Annotated in this window: 18 protein-coding genes; 6 read left to right on the top strand and 12 right to left on the bottom strand. The window is 59.9% G+C overall.

What is annotated here, in order from left to right:
• The first annotated feature begins 175 nt into the window (after positions 1 to 175).
• A complete protein-coding gene (locus tag ACUTQY_RS15235; protein ID WP_046688580.1) occupies positions 176 to 1,246 on the top strand; it encodes an aminopeptidase in 1,071 nt (356 codons plus the stop codon).
• A 55-nt stretch (positions 1,247 to 1,301) separates the two neighbouring features.
• Here ACUTQY_RS15235 and ACUTQY_RS15230 read toward each other — a convergent pair whose 3' ends face one another.
• The 3 genes from ACUTQY_RS15230 to cysJ all read right to left on the bottom strand — a co-directional run bounded on the left by ACUTQY_RS15230 (position 1,302) and on the right by cysJ (position 5,612).
• A complete protein-coding gene (locus ACUTQY_RS15230; RefSeq protein WP_033641881.1) occupies positions 1,302 to 2,036 on the bottom strand; it encodes a phosphoadenylyl-sulfate reductase in 735 nt (244 codons plus the stop codon).
• 61 nt (positions 2,037 to 2,097) lie between these two features.
• On the bottom strand, positions 2,098 to 3,813 hold the full coding sequence (gene cysI, locus ACUTQY_RS15225; RefSeq protein ID WP_033641880.1) for an assimilatory sulfite reductase (NADPH) hemoprotein subunit: 1,716 nt from the start codon (positions 3,811 to 3,813) through the stop codon (positions 2,098 to 2,100).
• Positions 3,813 to 5,612 carry an NADPH-dependent assimilatory sulfite reductase flavoprotein subunit gene (cysJ, locus tag ACUTQY_RS15220; RefSeq protein ID WP_033651649.1) on the bottom strand — a complete coding sequence of 600 codons (1,800 nt, stop codon included), beginning with the start codon at positions 5,610 to 5,612 and terminating at the stop codon, positions 3,813 to 3,815. Before cysJ ends, cysI begins: the two co-directional genes overlap by 1 nt.
• A gap of 436 nt (positions 5,613 to 6,048) precedes the next feature.
• Here cysJ and queD point away from each other — a divergent pair, with 436 nt between their 5' ends.
• The gene (gene queD, locus ACUTQY_RS15215; protein WP_004932638.1) at positions 6,049 to 6,408 is read left to right on the top strand and encodes a 6-carboxytetrahydropterin synthase QueD; all 360 of its coding nucleotides are present in this window, start codon (positions 6,049 to 6,051) and stop codon (positions 6,406 to 6,408) included.
• Between the two features lie 26 nt (positions 6,409 to 6,434).
• Here queD and ACUTQY_RS15210 read toward each other — a convergent pair whose 3' ends face one another.
• Positions 6,435 to 6,944 (bottom strand): GNAT family N-acetyltransferase, encoded by a 510-nt coding sequence (locus ACUTQY_RS15210; RefSeq protein ID WP_049866645.1) that lies wholly within the window; start codon positions 6,942 to 6,944, stop codon positions 6,435 to 6,437.
• 43 nt (positions 6,945 to 6,987) lie between these two features.
• A complete protein-coding gene (gene queE, locus ACUTQY_RS15205; protein ID WP_033641878.1) occupies positions 6,988 to 7,659 on the bottom strand; it encodes a 7-carboxy-7-deazaguanine synthase QueE in 672 nt (223 codons plus the stop codon).
• Positions 7,660 to 7,986: 327 nt separating this feature from the next.
• Between queE and ACUTQY_RS15200 the strand changes: the two genes are divergently transcribed.
• The 4 genes from ACUTQY_RS15200 (at position 7,987) to ACUTQY_RS15185 (ending at position 14,423) form a co-directional block, all read left to right on the top strand.
• Positions 7,987 to 9,327 (top strand): MFS transporter, encoded by a 1,341-nt coding sequence (locus ACUTQY_RS15200; protein ID WP_033641877.1) that lies wholly within the window; start codon positions 7,987 to 7,989, stop codon positions 9,325 to 9,327.
• A gap of 375 nt (positions 9,328 to 9,702) precedes the next feature.
• Complete coding sequence (gene hutU / locus ACUTQY_RS15195) at positions 9,703 to 11,394, top strand: urocanate hydratase (protein ID WP_025159649.1); 1,692 nt, start codon at positions 9,703 to 9,705, stop codon at positions 11,392 to 11,394.
• Positions 11,391 to 12,926: a histidine ammonia-lyase gene (gene hutH, locus ACUTQY_RS15190; RefSeq protein ID WP_025301604.1), complete on the top strand. Its 1,536-nt coding sequence runs from the start codon at positions 11,391 to 11,393 to the stop codon at positions 12,924 to 12,926. Before hutU ends, hutH begins: the two co-directional genes overlap by 4 nt.
• Before the next feature lie 102 nt (positions 12,927 to 13,028).
• A complete protein-coding gene (locus tag ACUTQY_RS15185; RefSeq protein WP_046688240.1) occupies positions 13,029 to 14,423 on the top strand; it encodes an amino acid permease in 1,395 nt (464 codons plus the stop codon).
• Between the two features lie 36 nt (positions 14,424 to 14,459).
• Here the strand turns inward: ACUTQY_RS15185 and ACUTQY_RS15180 are convergent, their stop codons facing one another.
• The 7 genes from ACUTQY_RS15180 to mazG all read right to left on the bottom strand — a co-directional run bounded on the left by ACUTQY_RS15180 (position 14,460) and on the right by mazG (position 22,700).
• Complete coding sequence (locus ACUTQY_RS15180; protein WP_046688239.1) at positions 14,460 to 15,656, bottom strand: methionine gamma-lyase; 1,197 nt, start codon at positions 15,654 to 15,656, stop codon at positions 14,460 to 14,462.
• 30 nt (positions 15,657 to 15,686) lie between these two features.
• Entirely contained in the window at positions 15,687 to 16,091 is a 405-nt protein-coding gene (locus tag ACUTQY_RS15175) for a hypothetical protein (protein WP_080376448.1), read from the bottom strand.
• Positions 16,088 to 17,278: an NAD(P)/FAD-dependent oxidoreductase gene (locus ACUTQY_RS15170; RefSeq protein ID WP_042783697.1), complete on the bottom strand. Its 1,191-nt coding sequence runs from the start codon at positions 17,276 to 17,278 to the stop codon at positions 16,088 to 16,090. Before ACUTQY_RS15170 ends, ACUTQY_RS15175 begins: the two co-directional genes overlap by 4 nt.
• 284 nt (positions 17,279 to 17,562) lie before the next feature.
• Positions 17,563 to 18,858 (bottom strand): phosphopyruvate hydratase, encoded by a 1,296-nt coding sequence (gene eno / locus ACUTQY_RS15165; protein ID WP_004932670.1) that lies wholly within the window; start codon positions 18,856 to 18,858, stop codon positions 17,563 to 17,565.
• An 81-nt stretch (positions 18,859 to 18,939) separates the two neighbouring features.
• The gene (gene pyrG / locus ACUTQY_RS15160) at positions 18,940 to 20,577 is read right to left on the bottom strand and encodes a glutamine hydrolyzing CTP synthase (RefSeq protein WP_004932674.1); all 1,638 of its coding nucleotides are present in this window, start codon (positions 20,575 to 20,577) and stop codon (positions 18,940 to 18,942) included.
• Positions 20,578 to 20,970: 393 nt separating this feature from the next.
• Positions 20,971 to 21,834: a hypothetical protein gene (locus ACUTQY_RS15155; protein WP_046688237.1), complete on the bottom strand. Its 864-nt coding sequence runs from the start codon at positions 21,832 to 21,834 to the stop codon at positions 20,971 to 20,973.
• 71 nt (positions 21,835 to 21,905) lie between these two features.
• Complete coding sequence (gene mazG, locus ACUTQY_RS15150; protein ID WP_033651657.1) at positions 21,906 to 22,700, bottom strand: nucleoside triphosphate pyrophosphohydrolase; 795 nt, start codon at positions 22,698 to 22,700, stop codon at positions 21,906 to 21,908.
• Between the last annotated feature and the right edge of the window lie 23 nt (positions 22,701 to 22,723).

The following is a 22,723-nucleotide window of genomic DNA, read 5'->3' as shown; positions in this document are numbered from 1 at the left end:
CTTTATGGAATATAGGCCGCAGCGCAGGAGGCAAACCATGCTCATCGCGACGGCGATTTGCGCGTTCGCGCGAAAATTAAGAGACAGGGAAATTGTGTAATGCCGCCCGTCGTCTCATACTGGGCGCCGAAGAAAAATGATCGGCAGCGCCGATAGCAAAGAAGGATTTTTCGGTATGTTTTCCCGTTTTTACCTGAAGACCAGCCTGCTGGCCCTCGCACTCGGCGGCGTCTTCAGCGTTTGTGCCGCACAGCCCGTAAAAGACGCGCCAATGGGCCGTTTCGCCGCCGAACAGACCCGCCACATCGCCACTTACTTCCCCGGCCGCATGGCGGGCAGCCCGGCAGAATTGCTCACCGCCGACTATCTCAAGCAGCAGTTCGGCAAGATGGGTTACCAAAGCGATATTCGCAGCGTCAATACGCGCTATCTCTACACCAGCAAAGACGGCAAGAAGAACTGGAATAACGTCACCGCCAGCTCGGTGATCGCCGCCCGCAACGGCAACAGCCCGAAACAGGTCGTGGTCGTCGCCCACTTCGACACCTATACGCCGCAGAGCGACGAGGATCTGGATAACAATCTCGGCGGCCTGACGCTGCAGGGCGTCGACGACAACGCCTCCGGCATCGGCGTAATGCTGGAGCTGGCGGAACGCCTGAAGGATATCCCCACCGCCTACGGCCTGCGCTTCGTCGCCACCAGCGCTGAAGAGATCGGTTCGCTGGGCGCGCAGAACTACCTGCAGCGCATGAGCGCGGAAGAGAAAAGCAACACCGTGCTGGTGATCAACCTCGACAGCCTGATCACCGGCGATCGTCTGTACTTCAACGCCGGGCGCAACACGCTGCCGCAGATAGCGAAGCGCTCCCGCGATCGCGCACTGGATATCGCCCACCGCTACGGCATCGCCGCCGCCACCAACCCAGGCAACGCGCAGCATCCGCAAGGCACCGGCTGCTGTTCCGATCAAGAGGTGTTCGACGCCGCAGGCATCCCGGTATTGTCAGTGGAGGCCACCAACTGGTCGCTGGGCGACAAAGATGGCTACCAGCAGCGCGCCGTCAGCCCGCACTTCCCGCAGGGCATCACCTGGCACCGCCCGCAGTACGACAACCTGCAATATCTGGATCGCTACCTGCCGGGGCGGATCGACAAACGCAGCCGCGACAGCGTGCAGATCCTGCTGCCCTTGATCAAAGAGCTGGCGCAGGCGCACCCGCCGAAAGCGCAAAAGAAAAAGTAGCCCGTAAAAAAGCAGGGCCCAGCATTGCTGAGCCCTGTGATGTCATTCGCGTCGTTTAGCCTTCGTGCAGACCGCACTCGCGCTTCAGGCCAAAGAAGCGCGTCTCTTCCTCGCTCATGCCCGGCTCCCACTTTTGGGTGGTGTGGGTATCGCCGACCGACAGGTAGCCCTGCTCCCACAACGGGTGGTAGCTCAGCCCGTGTTCGGTCAAATACTGGTAAATCTTGCGGTTGTCCCAGTCGATGATCGGCAGGATCTTGAACACCCCACGCTGCACCGCCAGCACCGGCAGATTGGCGCGGCTGCCGGACTGTTCGCGCCGCAGGCCGGCGAACCAGCTCTGCGCGCCCAGCGTCTCCAGCGCGCGGTTCATCGGCTCGACCTTATTGATCTGGTTATACTTTTCAATGCCTTCCACGCCCTGCTCCCACAGTTTGCCATAGCGCGCCTCTTGCCAGGCGGGAGACTGTTCGGCGCGGAACACCTGCAGATTCAGCTTCAGCTGGTCGGTCAGTTGATCGATAAAGCGGTAGGTTTCCGGGAACAGGTAACCGGTGTCGGTCAGGATCACCGGGATATCCGGCCGGATGCGCGTCACCAGGTGCAGACACACCGCCGCCTGAATGCCGAAACTGGACGAGAGTACAAACTCGCCGGGCAGATGCTCCAGCGCCCATTCGACGCGCTGTTCGGCGCTGAGGCTCTCCAGCTGGCCGTTGACCACCGCCAATGCCAGCGCCTGCCCGGATTTGGGCAACGCGTTCAGCGCCGCCAGATCGAATTCAGCCATGTTGTCTCTCCTGATACTTGAAATTACCTGTGCGGCCCCTCTGCCCAGGGGCCGTCCGGCCTCACTCCCAGAAATCTCGCGCCGGATCCAGCACCGGTTTGACGATGCCCGCGCGAACGGTGAAGTCGCCGAAGCCTTCGCCGGCGTTGCGCTCCTTCGCCCAGCGCCCCACCAACAGGTCGATCTCGCTCAGGATCTCGTCTTCGTTGATGTTTTCGCGGTACATGCGCGGAATGCGCGTGCCTTCGCGGTTGCCGCCCAAATGCAGGTTATAGCGGCCGACCGCCTTGCCCACCAGCCCCAGCTCCGCCAGCAGCGCGCGGCCGCAGCCGTTCGGGCAGCCGGTGATGCGCAGCACGATATGCTCGTCGCCCATCCCGTGCCGATGCATGATCTCCTCAACCTTGGTGACGAACTGCGGCAGGAAGCGCTCGGCCTCCGCCATCGCCAGCGGGCAGGTCGGGAACGACACACAGGCCATCGAGTTCTTGCGTTGCTCGCTGATCTGGTCGTCGATCAGGCCATGATCGCGCGCCAAGGCGTCGATCTTGGCCTTCTCGCTTTCCGGCACGCCGGCGATGATCACGTTTTGGTTCGCCGTCAGACGGAAGTCGCCTTTATGGATCTTGGCGATCTCCGCCATGCCGGTCTTCAGCGGGCGCCCCGGATAGTCCAGCAGGCGGCCGTTCTCGATAAACAGCGTCAGATGCCACTGATCGTCGATGCCCTTCACCCAACCGATGCGATCGCCGCGGCCGGTGAATTCATACGGACGGATCGGCGCGAAGGTGATGCCGGCGCGCTTTTCCACTTCGGCGCGGAAAACGTCCACGCCAACGCGCTCCAGCGTGTATTTGGTCTTGGCGTTCTTGCGGTCGGTGCGGTTGCCCCAGTCGCGCTGCGTGGTGACCACCGCTTCCGCCACCGCCAGCGTATGCTCGAGCGGAATGTAGCCGAACTCGCTGGCCTGCCGCGCGTAGGTTTTCTTGTTGCCGTGCTCAATGGACAGCCCGCCGCCCACCAGCAGGTTGAAGCCCACCAGCTTGCCGTTTTCGGCGATCGCCACGAAGTTCATGTCGTTGGCGTGCAGATCGACGTCATTCTGCGGCGGGATCACCACCGTGGTTTTGAATTTGCGCGGCAGGTAGGTCGGCCCCAGAATCGGCTCTTCGTCGGTGGTGGCCACCTTTTCCTGATCCAGCCACACCTCTGCGTAGGCGCGGGTGCGCGGCAGCAGGTGTTCAGAGATCTTCTTCGCCCACTCGTAGGCTTCCTGATGCAGCTCGGACTCCACCGGGTTGGAGGTGCACAGCACGTTGCGGTTCACGTCGTTGGCGGTCGCCAGCGCGTCCAGCCCCAGGCGATTCAGCAACTGGTGCACCGGTTTGACGTTGCCTTTCAGGATGCCGTGAAACTGGAACGTCTGGCGGTTGGTGATGCGAATGCTGCCGTACAGCGTGCTCTCCTGCGCGAACTTGTCGATGCCCAGCCACTGCTGCGGGCTGATGACGCCGCCCGGCAGGCGGCAACGCAGCATCATGGCGTGGCGCGGCTCCAGCTTCTGCTCGGCGCGTTCGGCGCGAATGTCACGATCATCCTGCTGGTACATGCCGTGAAAACGGATCAGCAGGAAGTTGTCGCCGTTGAAGCCGCCGGTCAGGCCGTCGTTCAAATCTTCGGCGATGGTGCCGCGCAGGAAGTTACTCTCCTTCTTCATGCGCTCCGCATCGGCCAGTTTGCCTTCGACTACCAAAGGCCCGGGGTGTTTATCACTCATCAGTAAACATCTCGCTGATAACGGCGCTCAAGGCGCAGCTCACTTAAAAATTCATCCGCCTGCTCGGTATCCATGCCACCGTGCTCGGCCACCAGTTCCAGTAATGTGTGTTCCACGTCTTTCGCCATGCGATTGGCATCGCCGCAGACGTAAATGTGCGCGCCTTCCTGAATCCAGCGCCACACTTCCGCGCCCTGTTCGCGCAGTTTGTCTTGTACGTATATTTTATGTTGCTGGTCGCGGGACCAGGCCAGATCGATGCGGGTGAGCAGGCCGTCTTTCACGTAGCGCTGCCATTCAACCTGGTACAGGAAATCTTCGGTAAAGTGCGGGTTGCCGAAGAACAGCCAGTTTTTGCCACCGGCGCCGTCAGCGTCGCGCTGCTGCATAAAGGCGCGGAACGGCGCGATGCCGGTGCCCGGGCCGATCATGATCACCGGCGTTTCCGGGTTGGCCGGCAGACGGAAGTTGTCGTTGTGCTCGATAAACACCCGCACGTCGCCGTCCTCCTCCAGGCGGTCCGCCAGGAAACCGGAGGCGCCGCCGCTGCGAGCGCGCCCGTCGATGTCGTAACGCACGACGCCCACGGTGATGTGCACTTCGTTCTCATTTTCCGCCTGTGAAGAGGCGATGGAGTACAGGCGCGGCGTCAGCGGACGCAGCAGCCCGACCAGCTGTTCGGCGCTCAGATCCGCCGGCGCCTGGCGCACCATGTCGACGATCGGCGTGTTGTGCGCATACTGCTGCAGCGCGGCTTTATCCGCCAACAGACCGATCAGCTTTTCGTCGCGCGACAGCGCGGCGTATTTATCGACGATCGGCGTGGTGTTCTGCGTCAGTTCGAAATGGCTGCGCAGCGCCTGCGCCAGCGGCAGGGTTTGCCCTTCCACCTCGACCGGTTCGTCGCCTTTCAGCCACAATAGCTGCACCAATTCGTCCACCAGCGCCGGATCGTTGTCGAACCATACGCCGAGCGCATCGCCAGGCTGGTAGCGCAGGCCCGAATCGCCCAAATCGATCTCGATATGGCGCACGTCTTTATCGGACGCGCGGCCGGTAATTTTCTGCTTGACCGCCAGTTGGGCGGTGAGCGGTTGTTCCTTGCTGTACGGGCTGCTGTCGATCAGGTCGACCGCGCCGCTGGCCAACGCGCCCGGCGCGGCGCTTTCCGCCGGCGCGCGCGCCTTCAGCACCGACACCACCTGTTTGCGCCAGGCGGCGGCCAGTTCCTGATACTCCACGTCGGCATCCACGCGCTCCACCAGGCGCTCGGCGCCCAGTTCGGCCAACTTGGCGTCGAAATCTTTACCGGACTGACAGAAATTCTCATAAGAGGTGTCGCCCAGCCCGAACACCGCAAACGCGGTGTCACTCAGCTTCGGCGCCTTTTTCGAGAACAGGTATTTATGCAGCGCCACCGCTTCTTCCGCCGGCTCGCCTTCCCCTTGCGTGGAGGCGACGATCACCAGCAGGCGCTCTTGCGCTATCTGTTTGAATTTGTAGTCGCCGGCGCTGATCAGCGTGGCGTTCAGATTGGCGGCCAGCAAATCGTCGCGCAGCTGCTCCGCCAGGCGGCGCGCATTGCCGGTCTGCGAAGCGGAAATGATGGTGATGCCGGCGGCGGCAGGGGCGGCGGGCGCAATGGCCACGGCTCCTGGCTGTTGATTGACCATGCCCCAAAAATAACCGGACAGCCACGCCAGCTGCGTCGGCGAATAGTCGCCGATCGTCGCCTGCAGGCGTGCCAGCTGTTCGGGCGTCAGCGGGAGCAAAGATGTTGGAGGAGCCTGAGTCGTCATTGCTGTACTTATTTCCTATACTTAGCGCCTTTCCTGCCAGGCGCGCGCCAGTGTCAGTCGCTGTCTCTTCGCTGCGTCGGGTGTGCGGAAAAGATCAGGAGAGTTTGTAAGGTTACCGAGCAGAATAGCAACGATTAAATAAGGGATAGCAATAAATCATAACCAAAATGACTAAGCTGTTTTTCTGGTAAGGGATAACGCTTAAACCGTTAAACAAAGTTTTTTATCCAGATGAAAATAAAGCACTTTTTTTCATCATTTTTTCACCGTTCAACATTTCGGCTCATAACCCCAGCCGATAGGTGCCGCAGACACCAAACAAAAAAAGTGTTAACCGGATGCGTTTGCCGTGGCGGTAGACCATAACGGTATAAATGGCAAGCAGACGCGCTTTCCGGTACTATGCGGCGGTTTTTGAGTCAATGAGGCCGTAATAATGGCAACCACGCTGTTTAAAGATTTTCAGTTTGAAGCCGCACACCGTTTGCCGCATGTGCCGGAGGGCCACAAATGCGGCCGTCTGCATGGGCATTCGTTTATGGTGCGTCTGGAAGTGACCGGTGAAGTGGATCCCCACACCGGTTGGGTGATGGATTTCGCCGAGCTCAAGGCTGTGTTTTCCCCGATCTGGGAGCGGCTGGATCACCATTATCTGAACGATATTCCAGGATTGGAAAATCCCACCAGCGAAGTGCTCGCCGCCTGGATTTGGCAGCAGCTCAAGCCCCAGTTACCGGAACTGACTGCGGTGATGGTGAAAGAGACCTGTACAGCGGGATGCGTATATAAAGGTTGATGCCGTGAGGGTATGTGCAGATACCCTCACACTACCTCGCCTTGCAGATCCAAGCGCCGCGCCGTCCAGGGCCTTTCCGACAGGCTCAGCGCCATTCCCCCGCGATAGACAAACGTTTTGCTCTCGCCATCCTCAATGAACGCCGTCTCGTTTTCCATCGCCCGATAGCCGGCGCCGGTATAGTACTTTTCGCTTACCGCAAACAGTATGGAATACGCGATCCCTTTACTGCGCAAATAGTCATGCGCCTTCACCAGCATGTTTGCGGCCACGCCGCGGCGCCGATGCGTGTGTGCCACGGCCACCAGCCCGATGATGCCGATCACCTCGGCCTCACCGTCAATCAACACCGGCCGCTCATGCACCGCCAGTTGGCCGACGATCGCCTCGCCTTCCGTGGCGGTCACCAGGCAAGCCGGCACCTGCCGCCGATAAAATCCGTCGGTTATCTCGGGGAAAGCGTCGGACAACAGCGAGCGAATCGACCGCAATTCCGCTTCCGTCACCGCCTCGAATGCACGCGATACAATTTTCACCGTAACTCCCGTCCCGTTCGAAGGCCTGCGGCCAATAAAAAACTCAGGCGATATTCAGATATTTGTGGGTCTGCATCGACAGCCGCCAATTGCGCGCAATGCAGGTTTCGATGCACAGGCGGGTCGCCTCTTCTTTCTGGCTGATCGGCTGCAGCGCGATAATGCGCGCCTTATCGTCCTGCAGCGTCGCCAGCAGCGCATCCAGCGCCTCGATATCGCGCTCGCGCGCCACCGGATGCTTCACCTCGTCGGCGCGCCGCAGCGCCTGATCCAGCACCTTCATGCCGCCGCGCATATTCACCTTGGGCGAAACCGTCACCCAGGTGTTGGCGGAGCAGCGAATTTCGTGGGTGCCGCTGGTTTCAATCTGGCAACGGTAGCCGTGCTGTTCGAACAGCTCGGTCAACGGCGCCAGATCGTAGATGCAGGGTTCACCGCCGGTGATCACCACATGGCGCGCGGTGTAACCTTGTTGGCGCATCACCGCCAACAGCTGCTCGGCGCCGGCATTGCCCCAGGCGTCGCTCTCTTCTGTTTTGACCAGGATCCGTTGCAGGTCGACTTCCCGATGGGCTTCCTTTTCCCAGGTATGTTTGGTGTCGCACCAGCTGCACCCTACCGGGCAGCCCTGCAGGCGGATGAAAATGGCCGGAACGCCGGTGAAAAAGCCTTCGCCCTGCAAGGTTTGGAACATCTCGTTGATCGGGTACTGCATCGGTTTCTCAATCTGGAAAAGTAAAAAGCGATTATCGCAGATTCCGGCCCGGCGACCAAACGGCCAAAATTGTATTAAATTTTATCCTCCGCGCCGCCGTCAGCATATCTCACCGCCAAGGGCGTTCATTTAATTTGTGAACCGGTCTTTGGCCTTTCATCGGCGGTGCAACCTGCTCCACAGAAAACAACACACAGTTAACAAATAAGATAATTATATTTGACATAAAGCGCCGACGCGCAGATGTATATACAAGCAAACACAAGCCGAGCGCCAGTTTCGGCCACGTTCCATCCATCACGACTACATCTGCGTTTAGAGGGTGCCATGACTCATTCCACCAGCGAGTTAAACATTCAACAGGCCATCGACGACAGCAAGTTTTCGCTGTTTCACTGGACACTGATCATTCTCGGATTTCTGATCCTCGCCATCGACGGTTTCGATACCGCCGCCATGGGCTATATCGCCCCCTCGGTCGCCAAAGACTGGGGCATCGTGAAGCAGGATCTGGGGCCGGTGCTGAGCGCTGCGCTGCTGGGGCTGTCGCTCGGCGCGCTGATCGCCGGGCCGATCTCCGACCGCATCGGCCGCAAGCGCGTGCTGGTGTTTTCCTGCCTGTTCTTCGGCCTGTCGAGCCTGGCCACCGCCTACGCCGGTTCGCTCAACAGCCTTACGCTGTGGCGGTTCCTCACCGGTCTCGGGCTGGGGGCGGCGATGCCCAACGCCATTACCTTGATCTCCGAATACGCGCCGCAGCGCTGCCGTTCGCTGGCGATCAACACCATGTACTGCGGTTTTCCGCTGGGCGCGGCCGGCGGCGGCGCCATTTCATCGTGGCTGATCCCGAACTACGGCTGGCACAGCGTGCTGCTGCTCGGCGCCATCGCGCCGCTGGTATTGACTGTCCTGCTGATCCTGCTGCTGCCGGAGTCGGTTAAATATATGGTTAACCGCGGCCAGGATGCGGCGAAGATCAAGCGCATCGCGCAGCGCTTCGTCAGCCGGAGCCTCGACGGCGTGACGCGTTTTTATCTGTACGAAGAGAAGCTGGCGCAGACCAAGACCAGCGTCGGCCTGCTGTTCAGCCGCCCTTACCTGCTCGGCACGCTGATGCTGTGGCTGACCTACTTTATGGGGCTGGTGATCTACTACGTGTTGCTGAGCTGGATGCCAATCCTGATGCAGGGATTGGGCTATCAGTTGGAGCAATCGGCGATGCTCACCTCGCTGTTCACCTTCGGCGGCACGCTGGGCATCCTGGTGGCCGGCTGGTTGATGGACCGCTGGAATGCGCACAAAGTAGTCTCGAGCGGCTTTGTCGTCACCGCCCTGCTGATCGTGGCGATGGCCACCGAGGATAAACAGATCGTACTGCTGGGCGCCTTCATCTTCCTGATGGGCGTCACCATGAACGGCGCGCAGTCCGGGCTGCAAACGCTGGCGGCGACCTTCTACCCGACCCACAGCCGCGCCACCGGCATCGCCTGGATGCAGGGCATCGGCCGCTTCGGCGGCGTCGCCGGCACCATGATGGGTGCCCAACTGCTGGCTATGCAGTGGGAAGTGCAGAGCATCCTGATGTTCCTGTGCGTGCCGGCGCTGATCGCCGCCATCGCCACGGTGTGCAAGATGAGCCGCAAACCGACGCTGCAGCCGGCCGCCTGACCTTTGCAAGCCCGCCCACGGCGGGCTTTCTTCCTGCGGTGATAGGGCTTTTTTATCCTCCGCCGTCAACTGTAATCAGACTGTAAAAATATTGTGACTAGCCGCCCAAAAATGAGTCAACTTTAATTCATTTTTGCCGAACAGCTCACTTTTCTCCGGCTTTCCGTACCTGAGACCGGCGATAAAAAATCGCATATCAACCTGATATAAAAAGAAAATAACTTTTTCTTATGCCACTTTTCAGCGGCAACTGGTCAGTGTTGCATATGCTTGTACATACAAGTATATGTTAATAAGCCCTACGCATTGTTATGCCGTGGTACTCATCCCCACCGCGGCATGGAATCTGCACCGATACTGTTTGAGGAAACTGCTGTGACTACAAATAACAAAGTTCGCAATGTCGATGTACGCGCGCCACGCGGCACACAATTAAACGCAAAAAGCTGGCTGACCGAAGCGCCGTTACGCATGCTGATGAACAACCTCGATCCTGAAGTTGCGGAGAACCCACACGAGCTGGTGGTGTACGGCGGCATCGGCCGCGCCGCGCGCGACTGGGATTGCTACGACAAGATCGTCGAAACCCTGAAAACGCTGGAAGAAGACGAAACCCTGCTGGTGCAGTCCGGCAAACCGGTCGGCGTCTTCAAAACCCACAGCAACGCGCCGCGCGTGCTGATCGCCAACTCCAACCTGGTGCCGCACTGGGCAACCTGGGAACACTTCAACGAGCTGGACGCCAAAGGCCTGGCGATGTACGGCCAGATGACCGCCGGCAGCTGGATCTACATCGGCAGCCAGGGCATCGTTCAGGGCACCTATGAAACCTTCGTCGAAGCGGGCCGCCAGCACTACGACGGCAGCCTGCAGGGGCGCTGGGTGCTGACCGCCGGTCTGGGCGGCATGGGCGGCGCGCAGCCGCTGGCCGCGACGCTGGCGGGCGCCTGCTCGCTGAACATCGAATGTCAGCAGAGCCGCATCGATTTCCGTCTGAAAACCCGCTACGTCGATGAGCAGGCCAAAGATCTGGACGACGCGCTGGCCCGCATCAAGAAATACACCTCAGAAGGCAAAGCCATCTCCATCGCTCTGTGCGGCAACGCGGCGGAAATCCTGCCTGAGCTGGTGCGCCGCGGCGTGCGCCCGGACATGGTCACCGACCAGACCAGCGCCCACGATCCGCTGAACGGCTACCTGCCGAAGGGCTGGAGCTGGGAAGAGTATCGCCAGCGCGCGCAAACCGAGCCGGCCAAAGTGGTCGCCGCCGCCAAGCAATCGATGGCCGATCACGTCAAAGCCATGCTGGCGTTCCAGCAGATGGGCGTGCCGACCTTCGACTACGGCAACAACATTCGCCAGATGGCGAAAGAAACCGGCGTCGACAACGCCTTCGACTTCCCGGGCTTCGTGCCAGCCTACATCCGTCCGCTGTTCTGCCGCGGCATCGGGCCGTTCCGCTGGGCGGCGCTGTCCGGCGATCCGCAGGACATCTACAAAACTGACGCCATGGTGAAAGAGCTGATCCCGGATGACGAGCACCTGCACCGCTGGCTGGACATGGCGCGCGAGCGCATCAGCTTCCAGGGCCTGCCGGCGCGCATCTGCTGGGTTGGCCTCGGCCAGCGCGCCAAGCTGGGCCTGGCGTTCAACGAGATGGTGCGCCGCGGCGAACTGTCCGCTCCGATCGTCATCGGCCGCGACCACCTGGATTCCGGCTCCGTTTCCAGCCCGAACCGTGAAACCGAAGCGATGAAAGACGGCTCAGATGCCGTTTCCGACTGGCCGCTGCTGAACGCGCTGCTGAATACCGCCAGCGGCGCCACCTGGGTTTCCCTGCACCACGGCGGCGGCGTCGGCATGGGCTTCTCCCAACACTCCGGCATGGTTATCGTCTGCGACGGCACCGACGAAGCCGCCGAGCGCATCGCCCGCGTCCTGCACAATGACCCGGCTACCGGGGTCATGCGTCACGCCGACGCCGGTTACGATATCGCTATCGACTGCGCCCGCGAGCAAGGCCTGAACCTGCCGATGGTTGCCGCGACCCAAGGAGAAAAAGCATGAAAGCGCTGACTATTCGCCCTGGCAAACTGACGCTGGCCCAGCTACGCGACGTGTATCAACACCCGGTGACGCTGACGCTGGACGACAACGCCTACGGCCCTATCCAGCAGAGCGTGGCCTGCGTGGAACGCATCGTTGAAGAAAACCGCACCACTTACGGCATCAACACCGGGTTTGGCCTGCTGGCTTCGACCCGCATCGCCCGCGACGATTTGGAAAACCTGCAGCGTTCGATCGTGCTGTCACACGCCGCCGGCGTGGGCGAGCCCACCGACGACAATCTGGTGCGCCTGATCATGGTGCTGAAAATCAACAGCCTGTCGCGCGGCTTCTCCGGCATTCGTCTGGAAGTCATCCAGGCGCTGATCGCGCTGGTCAACGCCGAAGTTTATCCGCATATCCCGCTGAAGGGCTCGGTCGGCGCCTCCGGCGACCTGGCGCCGCTGGCGCACATGAGCCTGGTGCTGCTGGGCGAAGGCCAGGCGCGTCATCAGGGCCAATGGCTGCCGGCGACCGAAGCGCTGGCCAAGGCCGGTCTGAAACCGCTGACGCTGGCAGCGAAAGAGGGCCTGGCGCTGCTGAACGGCACCCAGGTCTCCGCCGCCTTCGCGCTGCGCGGCCTGTTCGACGCGGAAGACCTGTTCGCCGCCGCGACCGTGGCGGGCAGCCTGACGGTGGAAGCGGCGCTGGGCTCCCGCAGCCCGTTCGATGCGCGTATCCATGAGGTGCGCGGCCAGCGCGGCCAGATCGACGCCGCCCTCGCCTACCGCCACCTGCTCGGCGCGCGCAGCGAAGTCTCCGACTCGCACCGCAACTGCGAAAAAGTGCAGGATCCTTACTCCCTGCGCTGTCAGCCGCAGGTGATGGGCGCCTGCCTGACGCAGATCCGCCAGGCCGCCGAGGTGCTGGAGATCGAGGCCAACGCCGTCTCCGATAACCCGCTGGTGTTCGCCGAGCAGGGTGACGTGCTGTCCGGCGGCAACTTCCATGCCGAACCGGTAGCGATGGCCGCCGATAACCTGGCGCTGGCGTTTGCCGAAATCGGTTCGCTGTCCGAACGCCGCATCTCGCTGATGATGGACAAGCACATGTCGCAGCTGCCACCGTTCCTGGTGGAGAACGGCGGCGTGAACTCCGGCTTCATGATCGCTCAGGTCACCGCCGCGGCGCTGGCCAGCGAAAACAAAGCGCTGGCGCATCCGTCGAGCGTCGACAGCATCCCAACCTCCGCCAACCAGGAAGACCACGTCTCCATGGCGCCGGCCGCCGGTCGCCGCCTGTGGAGCATGGCGGACAACGTGCGCGGCATTCTGGCGGTCGAATGGCTGGCCGCCTGCCAGGGCCTGGATTTCCGCAACGGCCTGAAGACCTCGGAAGGTCTGGAGCAGGCGCGCCGTCTGCTGCGCGAGCATGTCAGTTTCTACGACAAGGATCGTTTCTTCGCCCCCGACATTGAAGCCGCCAGCCAACTCTTGGCGGCCGGTCACCTGACATCGCTGCTGCCTGCGGCGCTGCTGCCTAGCCAGGCATAATCATCACACACTGAATCACGCAGTTTGTTCTGCCCCGCCGGGTGCGTTCCACCCGGTGCGGGCAGCGCGTGCCTGTTCGGCAAACACTTAACGGGAAACAACATGCGTAACGAAACGACACAACTCAGACGCGGACTAAACGCGCGGCATATCCGTTTCATGGCTCTCGGCTCGGCGATCGGCACCGGCCTGTTCTACGGCTCCGCCGGCGCCATCCAACTGGCCGGCCCGGCGGTGCTGCTGGCCTATCTGGTGGGCGGCGCGGCGGTATTCATGGTGATGCGCGCGCTGGGTGAAATGGCGGTGCATCAGCCGGTTTCCGGCTCGTTCGGCCACTATGCCAGCCACTATCTCGGCCCGCTGGCCGGGTTCCTCACCGGCTGGACCTACACCTTCGAAATGGTGATCGTCGCCCTGGCGGACGTCACCGCCTTCGGCATCTATATGGGGCTATGGTTCCCAGCCGTCGCTCAGTGGGTTTGGGTGCTCAGCATCATCCTGTTTATCGGCGCGCTCAACCTGTGCAGCGTCAAGGTCTTCGGCGAGCTGGAGTTCTGGCTGTCGCTGGTCAAGGTCGCCGCCATCGTGGCGATGATCGTCGGCGGCGCGGCGGTAATGCTGTTCGGTTTCGGGCAAGCCCAGCACGCCACCGGTATCAGCAACCTGTGGCAACACGGCGGCTTTATGCCTAACGGCTTCGGCGGCGTGGTCGCGTCATTAGCGGTGGTGATGTTCGCCTTCGGCGGCATCGAGATCATCGGCATCACCGCCAGCGAGGCGAAAGACCCCGCCAAAGTGCTGCCGAAGGCGATCAACGCCGTGCCGGTGCGCATCCTGCTGTTTTACGTGCTGACGCTGACGGTGCTGATGGCTATCTATCCGTGGAACAGCATCGGCCAGAACGGCAGCCCGTTCGTTGAGATCTTCAGCAACCTCGGCATCAGCTCCGCCGCCAACGTGCTGAACGTGGTAGTGATCACCGCCGCCATTTCGGCCATCAACAGCGATATCTTCGGCGCCGGCCGCATGATGTACGGCATGGCGCAGGACGGCCAGGCGCCGCGCAGCTTCACCAAACTGACCGCCAGCGGCGTGCCATGGATGACGGTGCTGGTGATGTCGGTCGCCCTGCTGTTGGCGGTGGTGCTCAACTACCTGATCCCGGAGAAGGTCTTCATGATCATCGCTTCGATCGCCACCTTCGCCACCGTCTGGGTGTGGCTGATGATCCTGCTGTCGCAGATCGTCATGCGCCGCACGCTGTCGCCGGAAGAAACGCGCCAGTTGAGCTTCCCGGTGCCGTGGTGGCCGGTGGCGCCGGCATTGGCGACCGCCTTTATGGCGTTCGTCATCGGCCTGCTCGGCTATTTCGAAGAGAGCCGCATCGCGCTGTACGTCGGGCTGGTGTGGATCGCTTTACTCACCGTGGCTTACTGGCTGTGGGTGCGCAAGAAAGGCGGCGGTTCGCCGGTGACCGCGGCGACGCAACAGATGTAACGCTCGCTTCTGCTAAAACCCGCTGCGGCGGGTTTTTTATTGCGCCTGCGCCAACGCCTGCAGGATATCCGCCTGCAGATCGTCAAACGCCTCCAGCCCGGCGGACAACCGCACCAGCCCCTCGCTGATGTGGTGCCGTTTCCGCTCTTCCGGCGTGTAGGCCGAGTGCGTCATGCTGGCCGGGTGCTGCGCCAGGCTTTCGCAATCGCCCAGGCTGACCGCGCGCAAGATGAGCTGCAGCGCGTTGAGGAAACGAATGCCCGCACGCAAGCCGCCCCGCAGCTCAAACGCCAGCATGCCGCCGGGGCGCGCCATTTGCCGCTGCGCCAACGCATGCTGCGGGAAGTTCGCCAGGCCGGGGTAATATACCCGCTCGACCGCCGGGTGCTCCGCCAACATCTCTGCCAGGCGCTGCGCGTTATCGCAATGACGATCCATGCGCAGCGGCAGGGTTTTCATCCCGCGCAGCACCAGCGCGGCATCCTGCGCCGACAGTACCGCCCCGGTCATGTCCTTTAGCCCCTCCAGACGGATCACTTCGGCCAACGCCTGACACGTCACCGCTATTCCGGCCAGGAGATCGCCGTGTCCGCCGAGGTACTTGGTCGCCGAGTGCACCACGATATCGGCGCCTAGCGCCAAAGGCCGCTGCAGATAGGGCGTGCAATAGGTGTTGTCCACCAGCAACAGCGCCTGATGCCGATGGGCAATCTCCGCCACGGCGGCGATATCGATCAAACGCATATTGGGATTGGCCGGCGTTTCGCAATACACCAGGCGGGTACGCGGTCCAATGGCCGCCGCCAGCCGCTCCGGCCGGGTCAGATCAACGTGGGTTATCTTGACGCCAAAGTGCGCCAGGCCATGATGAAAGTAGCTGAAGGTGCAACCATACACGGTTTCGTCGACAATCAGCTCATCGCCCGGTCTGAGCAGCGTCCAGCAACAGGCGGTGATCGCCCCCATGCCGGAAGCGAACGCCACTGCCGCCTCCCCCTCCTCCAGGTTGGCGATGCGTTGCTCGAGCAGGTTTAACGTCGGATTGGCGATGCGCGAGTAAAAGTACCCCGGCTCGGTGCCGGCAAAGCAGGCGCCGCCGTATTCCGCAGTGGGAAAAGCAAACGTAGAGCTCATAAACACCGGCGGAGACAGTGCCCCCTGATACCGCTGCGGATCGTAGCCGTAATGAATAGCCCGGGTGGCAAAGTCGTGGCCAACTGCTGTAGCGGACATAACACAACTCCTTACCTGAGTGGGTGAAGCTTAATTTTTTGATTCATCCGAAAGGGCCGGCGGCAATGCGCTGTCTCGCGTGCGCTGGCCGATGATTTGTAAAGTACGCAGCAGCAGCGTCAACCCCAGCAGGGTATCCGGCTGCTTCAGCAAGGCGTACAGCGCGCGAAAACTGGCCGGCGGAGGATTCAATTGCAGCTCGCTGTGCGCCATCTGCAGCGCCGTTCCGCCTTCCCAACCGATGGTCACCAAACCTTCAAAGACGCCGGCCAGTTTCTCCACCAGCGCGTTGTCGGCGATGTCCACCGCGTCCGACAGCAGCGACAACAGATCGATCACGTTATCCAAACGGCCGCCCGCCAGCAGCGGCTGCAGTTTCTCGAGCAACGCCGCCAATGATTGCAGGTCCGCCGCGTGCACCGTGCTTTCCGTCATATCAGCCCCCTTACCGTGGCCCAGTAAAGGCCGCGGTTGAACCCGTTGCGCAGCATGCCGCCCGCCTTGGTGGCGGGCGTCGGCAGCACGTCGTGACGGTAGTCGTACACCAGCGGCATGCCGGCATTCAGTCCCATTTGCGCGACCGCCTGCACCTTGCCGTCATAATGGCTCACGGTTTGGCCCAGCCGCATTTCCGCCACGATGTTGTCGGCAATGACCGGCGCCTGATTATGGCAAGAGCCGCCGGCCTTGCTGACCGGCAAATCCACGGTATCGCCTATGACATACACCCCCTGCTGGCCGTAGACCTGCAGCGTTTGATGATCGGTCGGCAGCCAGCCTTCGCCGTTTTGGCTCTCGCTCAACCCGGTATTGCGCACCGCCTCCACTGCACGGATGGGCGGCGTCGCCATCAGAATGTCGAACGGCTGTTCTTCCCCCTCGGCGGAATAGGCGATGTTGCGCTGAGCGTCCACCCGGCTGAGGGTAAAACCACGCTGGTGGCGAATGTCGCGCGCGGCAAAAATGGCGGGTAGCGCTTCACCGGTCGGGCGCTGTAAAAACAGACAGTTGCGCAGCAGTTGAGAAATGGTTGGGTAGGTATAAACGATCTCCACCGCCTTGCGCACGCCGCGCCGCCGCAGGTAGTCGTCCAGCATCAGGGTGGTTTCAATCGGCGCGATGCCGCACTGATGGGGCACATTAGGCGTTTCAGGGAAGGACACGGTGATGAAAATGCGGCCTTTCTCGATCGTCGCCAGCTTATGCGCCAACCGTCGCGCGGCCTGATACTGGTAGAAATGATCGCCCGCCTGCGCCAACCCTTCGATGCGCTCCGGCCAGGGCACGCAGCCGGTGGCGAAAACCAGGAAGTCATACGGATAATGCTTGCCGCTTTGCGTAATGATATACCGCTGTTTTAAATCAAAAGATTCCGCTTTATCGACGACAAACTGTATTTCCGGCCGCAATAAACTCCGCTGTGAACGCGTGAGCTCCTGCTTGAAAAAATTATTGAATGCAACATACATAAACGCCGGCTTGTAATAATGCAGCGGCGAATCCGAAATCATTAATAACTCAACTTTATTATTGAGAATTTCCCAGTGCAATTTCACGGCCAGCAGATTGGCTAGCATGGTGCCGCCGGTTCCACCGCCGACAATGACGACTCGCTGTCGCATCTGGCCCTCCCCCAGCCGAAACCCGGCAGTATGAAAGAACGCATTACGATGATGGCGATATTTAACGGCAAGAAAAAAATAACGCCGCCTTATTGGCAGTCTAGTAACGAATAATTATAAAGCAAATAAAAACGGAATATAAAAACCGGCAAGAAAACTGCACAATAAATTTATTAGGGTAAACGCAGCGATTATTAATAAATAAAACAGGGTTAACATCGGGACGTCAGCCATAAAAAAACCCGCCGCAGCGGGTTTTTATTTAACAACCGAATCGGTCGAACTTACTGGCCTTTAACTTCTTTCAGGCCGTTGAATGGCGCACGGTCACCCAGCGCTTCTTCGATACGGATCAGTTGGTTGTATTTGGCAACGCGGTCTGAACGGCTCATGGAACCGGTTTTGATCTGGCCAGCCGCAGTCCCTACCGCCAGGTCGGCGATGGTCGCGTCTTCGGTTTCACCGGAACGGTGAGAGATCACCGCAGTGTAGCCGGCGTCTTTCGCCATCTTGATAGCCGCCAGGGTTTCGGTCAGAGAACCGATCTGGTTGAACTTGATCAGGATGGAGTTAGCGATGCCTTTCTCGATGCCTTCTTTCAGGATCTTGGTGTTGGTCACGAACAGGTCGTCGCCCACCAGCTGAATTTTGTCGCCCAGCACTTTGGTCTGGTAAGCGAAGCCCGCCCAGTCAGATTCATCCAGGCCGTCTTCGATAGACACGATTGGGTACTGTTTGGTCAGCTCTTCCAGGAAGTGAGTGAACTCTTCGGAAGTGAAGGCTTTGTTGCCTTCGCCGGCCAGCACGTATTTACCGTCTTTGTAGAATTCGGAAGCCGCGCAGTCCATCGCCAGAGTGACGTCTTTGCCCAGCTCGTAGCCCGCCGCTTTTACCGCTTCAGCGATAACCGCCAGCGCTTCGGCGTTGGAGCCCAGGTTTGGCGCATAGCCGCCTTCGTCGCCCACGGCGGTGTTCATGCCTTTGGCTTTCAGAACTTTCGCCAGGTGGTGGAACACTTCGGAACCGATGCGCACCGCTTCTTTCAGGGTCTTCGCGCCAACCGGCTGAATCATGAATTCCTGAATGTCGACGTTGTTGTCAGCGTGCTCGCCGCCGTTGATGATGTTCATCATCGGCAGTGGCATGGAGAATTTGCCTGGGGTGCCGTTCAGTTCAGCGATGTGCTCGTACAGCGGCATGCCTTTAGAGGCTGCGGCCGCTTTCGCTGCTGCCAGGGAAACCGCCAGAATGGCGTTGGCGCCGAAGTTGGATTTGTTTTCGGTGCCGTCCAGCTCGATCATGATCTTGTCGATGTTCGCCTGGTCTTTGGCATCTTTACCCAGTACTGCCTGAGCAATCGGACCGTTTACTGCAGCAACGGCTTTCAGTACGCCTTTACCCAGGAAACGAGACTTGTCACCGTCACGCAGTTCCAGCGCTTCGCGGGAACCGGTAGAAGCACCTGACGGCGCAGCAGCCAGGCCGACGAAACCGCCTTCCAGATGAACTTCGGCTTCAACAGTCGGGTTACCGCGGGAGTCGATGATTTCACGACCGATGACTTTAACGATTTTGGACATTAGGTTTTCCTCAGTACAAGTTAAACTAAAACTCCAGACAAACAGCGCGCGGTTTTCACCGCGCGCCGCCTACCAAATATTTTATTTCACCTGGCGCTTCTGATGCTCGCCTGCGGCTTTCACGAAGCCGGCGAACAGCGGATGCCCATCACGCGGCGTCGATGTAAATTCCGGGTGGAATTGACAGGCCACAAACCACGGGTGATTCGGCAGTTCAATGATCTCGACCAGCTTGTTGTCGGCGGAACGACCGGCGACACGCAGCCCTGCGGCTTCGATCTGCTTCAACAGCATGTTGTTAACTTCGTAACGGTGACGATGACGCTCGACAATGGTCGGTTCGCCATACAGCTGACGCACCAGGCTGTTGTCGCTCAGGTTGCACTGTTGGCCACCTACGCGCATCGTGCCGCCCAAATCGCTTTCTTCGCTGCGCACTTCGACGTTGCCGTCTTCATCGCGCCATTCGGTGATCAACGCCACCACCGGGTACTTACAGTCTGGCATAAACTCGGTGGAGTTGGCGTTCTCCATCCCCGCCACGTTGCGAGCGAACTCCATCAACGCCACCTGCATGCCCAGGCAAATGCCCAGGTAAGGAATGTTGTTCTCGCGCGCATAGCGTGCGGTCATCACTTTGCCTTCCACGCCGCGGTAGCCGAAGCCGCCCGGGATCAGGATCGCGTCCAGCCCTTTCAGCACTTCCACGCCGCGGGTTTCCACGTCCTGCGAGTCGATCAGCTTGATGTTCACGGTCAGACGGTTTTTCAGCCCGCCGTGCTTCAGCGCTTCGATCACCGACTTGTAGGCGTCCGGCAACTCAACGTATTTGCCGACCATACCGATGGTCACTTCGCCGCCCGGATTGGCTTCTTCGTAGATCACCTGTTCCCATTCGGCCAGGTTGGCTTCCGGCGCGTTCAGGCTGAATCGTTTACAAATATAATCGTCCAGCCCCTGAGATTTCAATAGGCCTGGGATTTTATAAATAGAATCAACGTCTTTCAGAGAGATAACCGCTTTTTCCGGCACGTTGCAGAAAAGCGCGATTTTCGCGCGTTCGTTAGCAGGAACCGCGCGGTCGGAACGGCAAATCAGCACATCAGGCTGAATACCGATGGAAAGCAGCTCTTTTACGGAATGCTGGGTCGGCTTGGTTTTCACTTCGCCCGCCGCCGCCATGTACGGCACCAGCGTCAGGTGCATGTACAGGGTGTGCTCGCGGCCCACTTCCACCGCCATCTGACGGATGGCTTCGAGGAACGGCAGCGATTCGATATCGCCGACGGTGCCGCCGATTTCCACCAGCACCACATCATGGCCTTCGCCGCCTTCGATGATGCGTTCTTTGATCGCGTTGGTGATGTGCGGAATGACCTGCACGGTCGCGCCCAGATAGTCGCCGCGGCGTTCTTTACGCAGCACGTCGGAGTAGATGCGGCCGGTGGTGAAGTTGTTGCGACGCGACATTTTGGTGCGGATGAAGCGCTCGTAGTGACCCAAATCCAGATCGGTTTCTGCGCCGTCTTCGGTGACGAAAACTTCCCCATGCTGAATCGGGCTCATGGTGCCCGGATCCACGTTGATGTACGGGTCCAGTTTCATGATGGTAACGTTGAGGCCACGGGCTTCAAGAATAGCCGCCAGAGAGGCTGCGGCAATGCCTTTACCCAGAGAGGATACGACCCCGCCGGTCACAAAAATATAATTAGTTGTCATGCTGAACCTGAGAGTTTAGGTTTAAAGACGATGGAAGAACCAGGACGGGAAAGTAGTATACCCGAACCTCTCCTGACCTACAAACGATCGTTTTGCTGTCCATCATCTCGGCCGCCCTCCCGTGTTCATCAGGGTTTACTCCGCCGGCGCGCCCAAAACCCTCCTGGAAATACAAAGAGTTAGCGGAGAAAATTTCTTTTTACCGCCCCTCTCGAGCGATAAAACACCTTAGATTTCAGTTTGTTGGCCTTTTGCTGCCGACGGCAGTCCTGCGCCTGTGACCTGACCGTAAGCTTAACCGTTTCAGCTTGAGTGAACCTTGTCGTCGATCAACATTGTAGCGGCAGTTCAGCTTCCCTAAACCCGATTAGCCTGGGATCGAAGCGCATCGGGTTAACGACTGATGTAGAGCCTGCGTTCAGGCATATCAACAATCACACGATGACCCCGCATAAAGCCCATTCCCAGCAGACCATCAAAACCCAGCGCCTCAGACGTTGGGCCTTCGGTAACGATGGCCAAATCGTTGTGATGCCGGCCCCGGCGATCGGTCAAGGTGAATCTGGTCACTCGGCAATCCAGGTTCTCGGCCTCAGGCTCAATGGAACGACAGCCGGAAAACAAGAGGCCAGCCGGCAAGCCTGCGGCAAACAAAAGAGAATGGCTGGCGCCGGTATCAACAATCAGGCGCAACGGTTTATTGCCAACGAAGGCCGTCACGCTCAGCCCCTCATCGGTCTGTTCGAATGGATATGAAGCCCATATTGCAATGTCTGAAGGCAGATGAGTCAACATTTGCAAGCGGTCGTTTTCGAAATCCATCAGCACCTTTCGATCGCGGAACAACCCAAGCCCCATCACTTCACTTACCGGCAGCTCGTTTCCCAGGCTGAGTCCCCAGGGCTTAAAACTCACCGCTTCGACGTCGTTAAACGGGATATTGCCAATGAACAGCCGACTAATCCGCCAGGCAGACACCTGATTTTCACCGCCAGAGAGATCTCTCAACCGCCGAGGCGCCAGCCGCACCGCCTTCAGACTCGGTTGCTCGACCAGACGCTCCAGATCGTGTTGATAAAGGTGTATCCCTTCTGAGCTGCCGGTATCCAGCATGAGCGTGTGTAACCGGTTATCGATCTGCACATCGACTAATGGCAGCCTGCGTTCATCATACCGCAACCGCCCAACATCAGCAGGAGGAGACGCCATGCTGAAACCGGGGAAAAAACAGGCTAAAAGCATTAGCCTCTTGATCATGACGCCACCTTCCTTTGTCTGCGCGGAACGTCCTTCATGTTCACCCCGGCGCCATGAACGCCGGAAGCGCATCAGATTTCAGATTTCTTCACCTGCTGCCAGGCGTCTTCCATCTGCTCCAGCGTGGCGTCTTCAAGCCGCAGCCCGCGTTGCTTGACGATCGCCTCCACCTCGCGGAAGCGGCGTTCGAACTTGCGGTTGGCCGCCTGCAATGCGTTCTCGGCCTTGTGGCCCAAATGGCGCGAGAGGTTCACCGTGGCGAACAGCAGATCGCCGATCTCCTCTTCCAGCTTGCTCTCATCGACCACCGCCTGGCGGGCTTCGTGCATCACTTCGTCGATCTCTTCATACACTTTGTCCAGCACCGGGCCCAGCGTGTTCCAGTCGAAGCCGACCGAGGCGCAGCGTTTTTGGATCTTGTGCGCCTTCATCAACGCCGGCAACGCCTGCGGAATGTCGTCCAGCACTGAGTGCAGCGCTTTTTCGGCGCGCTCGCCGGCCTTGAGCTGCTCCCAGCGCGCCGCCACGGCTTCGCTGTCTCCGCCCTCGGCGTCGCCGAAGATGTGCGGATGACGGCGCTCCAGCTTGTCGCTGATGGCAGTACACACCTCATCAAAATCGAACAGCCCCTGTTCCTGCCCCATCTGAGCGTAGAACACTACCTGAAACAGCAAGTCGCCCAGTTCGTCGCGCAGATCGGCGTAGTCCTGCCGTTCGATGGCGTCCAGCACTTCGTAAGTCTCTTCCAGCGTGTAGGGCGCGATGGTGGCGAAGGTTTGCTTACGGTCCCATGAGCAACCGTTCTGCGGGTCGCGCAGCGTTTTCATGATGTTCAGCAGGCGCTGCAACGAAGTGGATTGGGTCATAAAAAATCTCTGAGAAAATGGGG

Source organism: Serratia sp. TSA_130.1 (assembly GCF_052691795.1).
The sequence above is the reverse complement of the archived record's forward strand: the minus strand, read 5'-3'. Positions and strand labels throughout refer to the sequence as shown.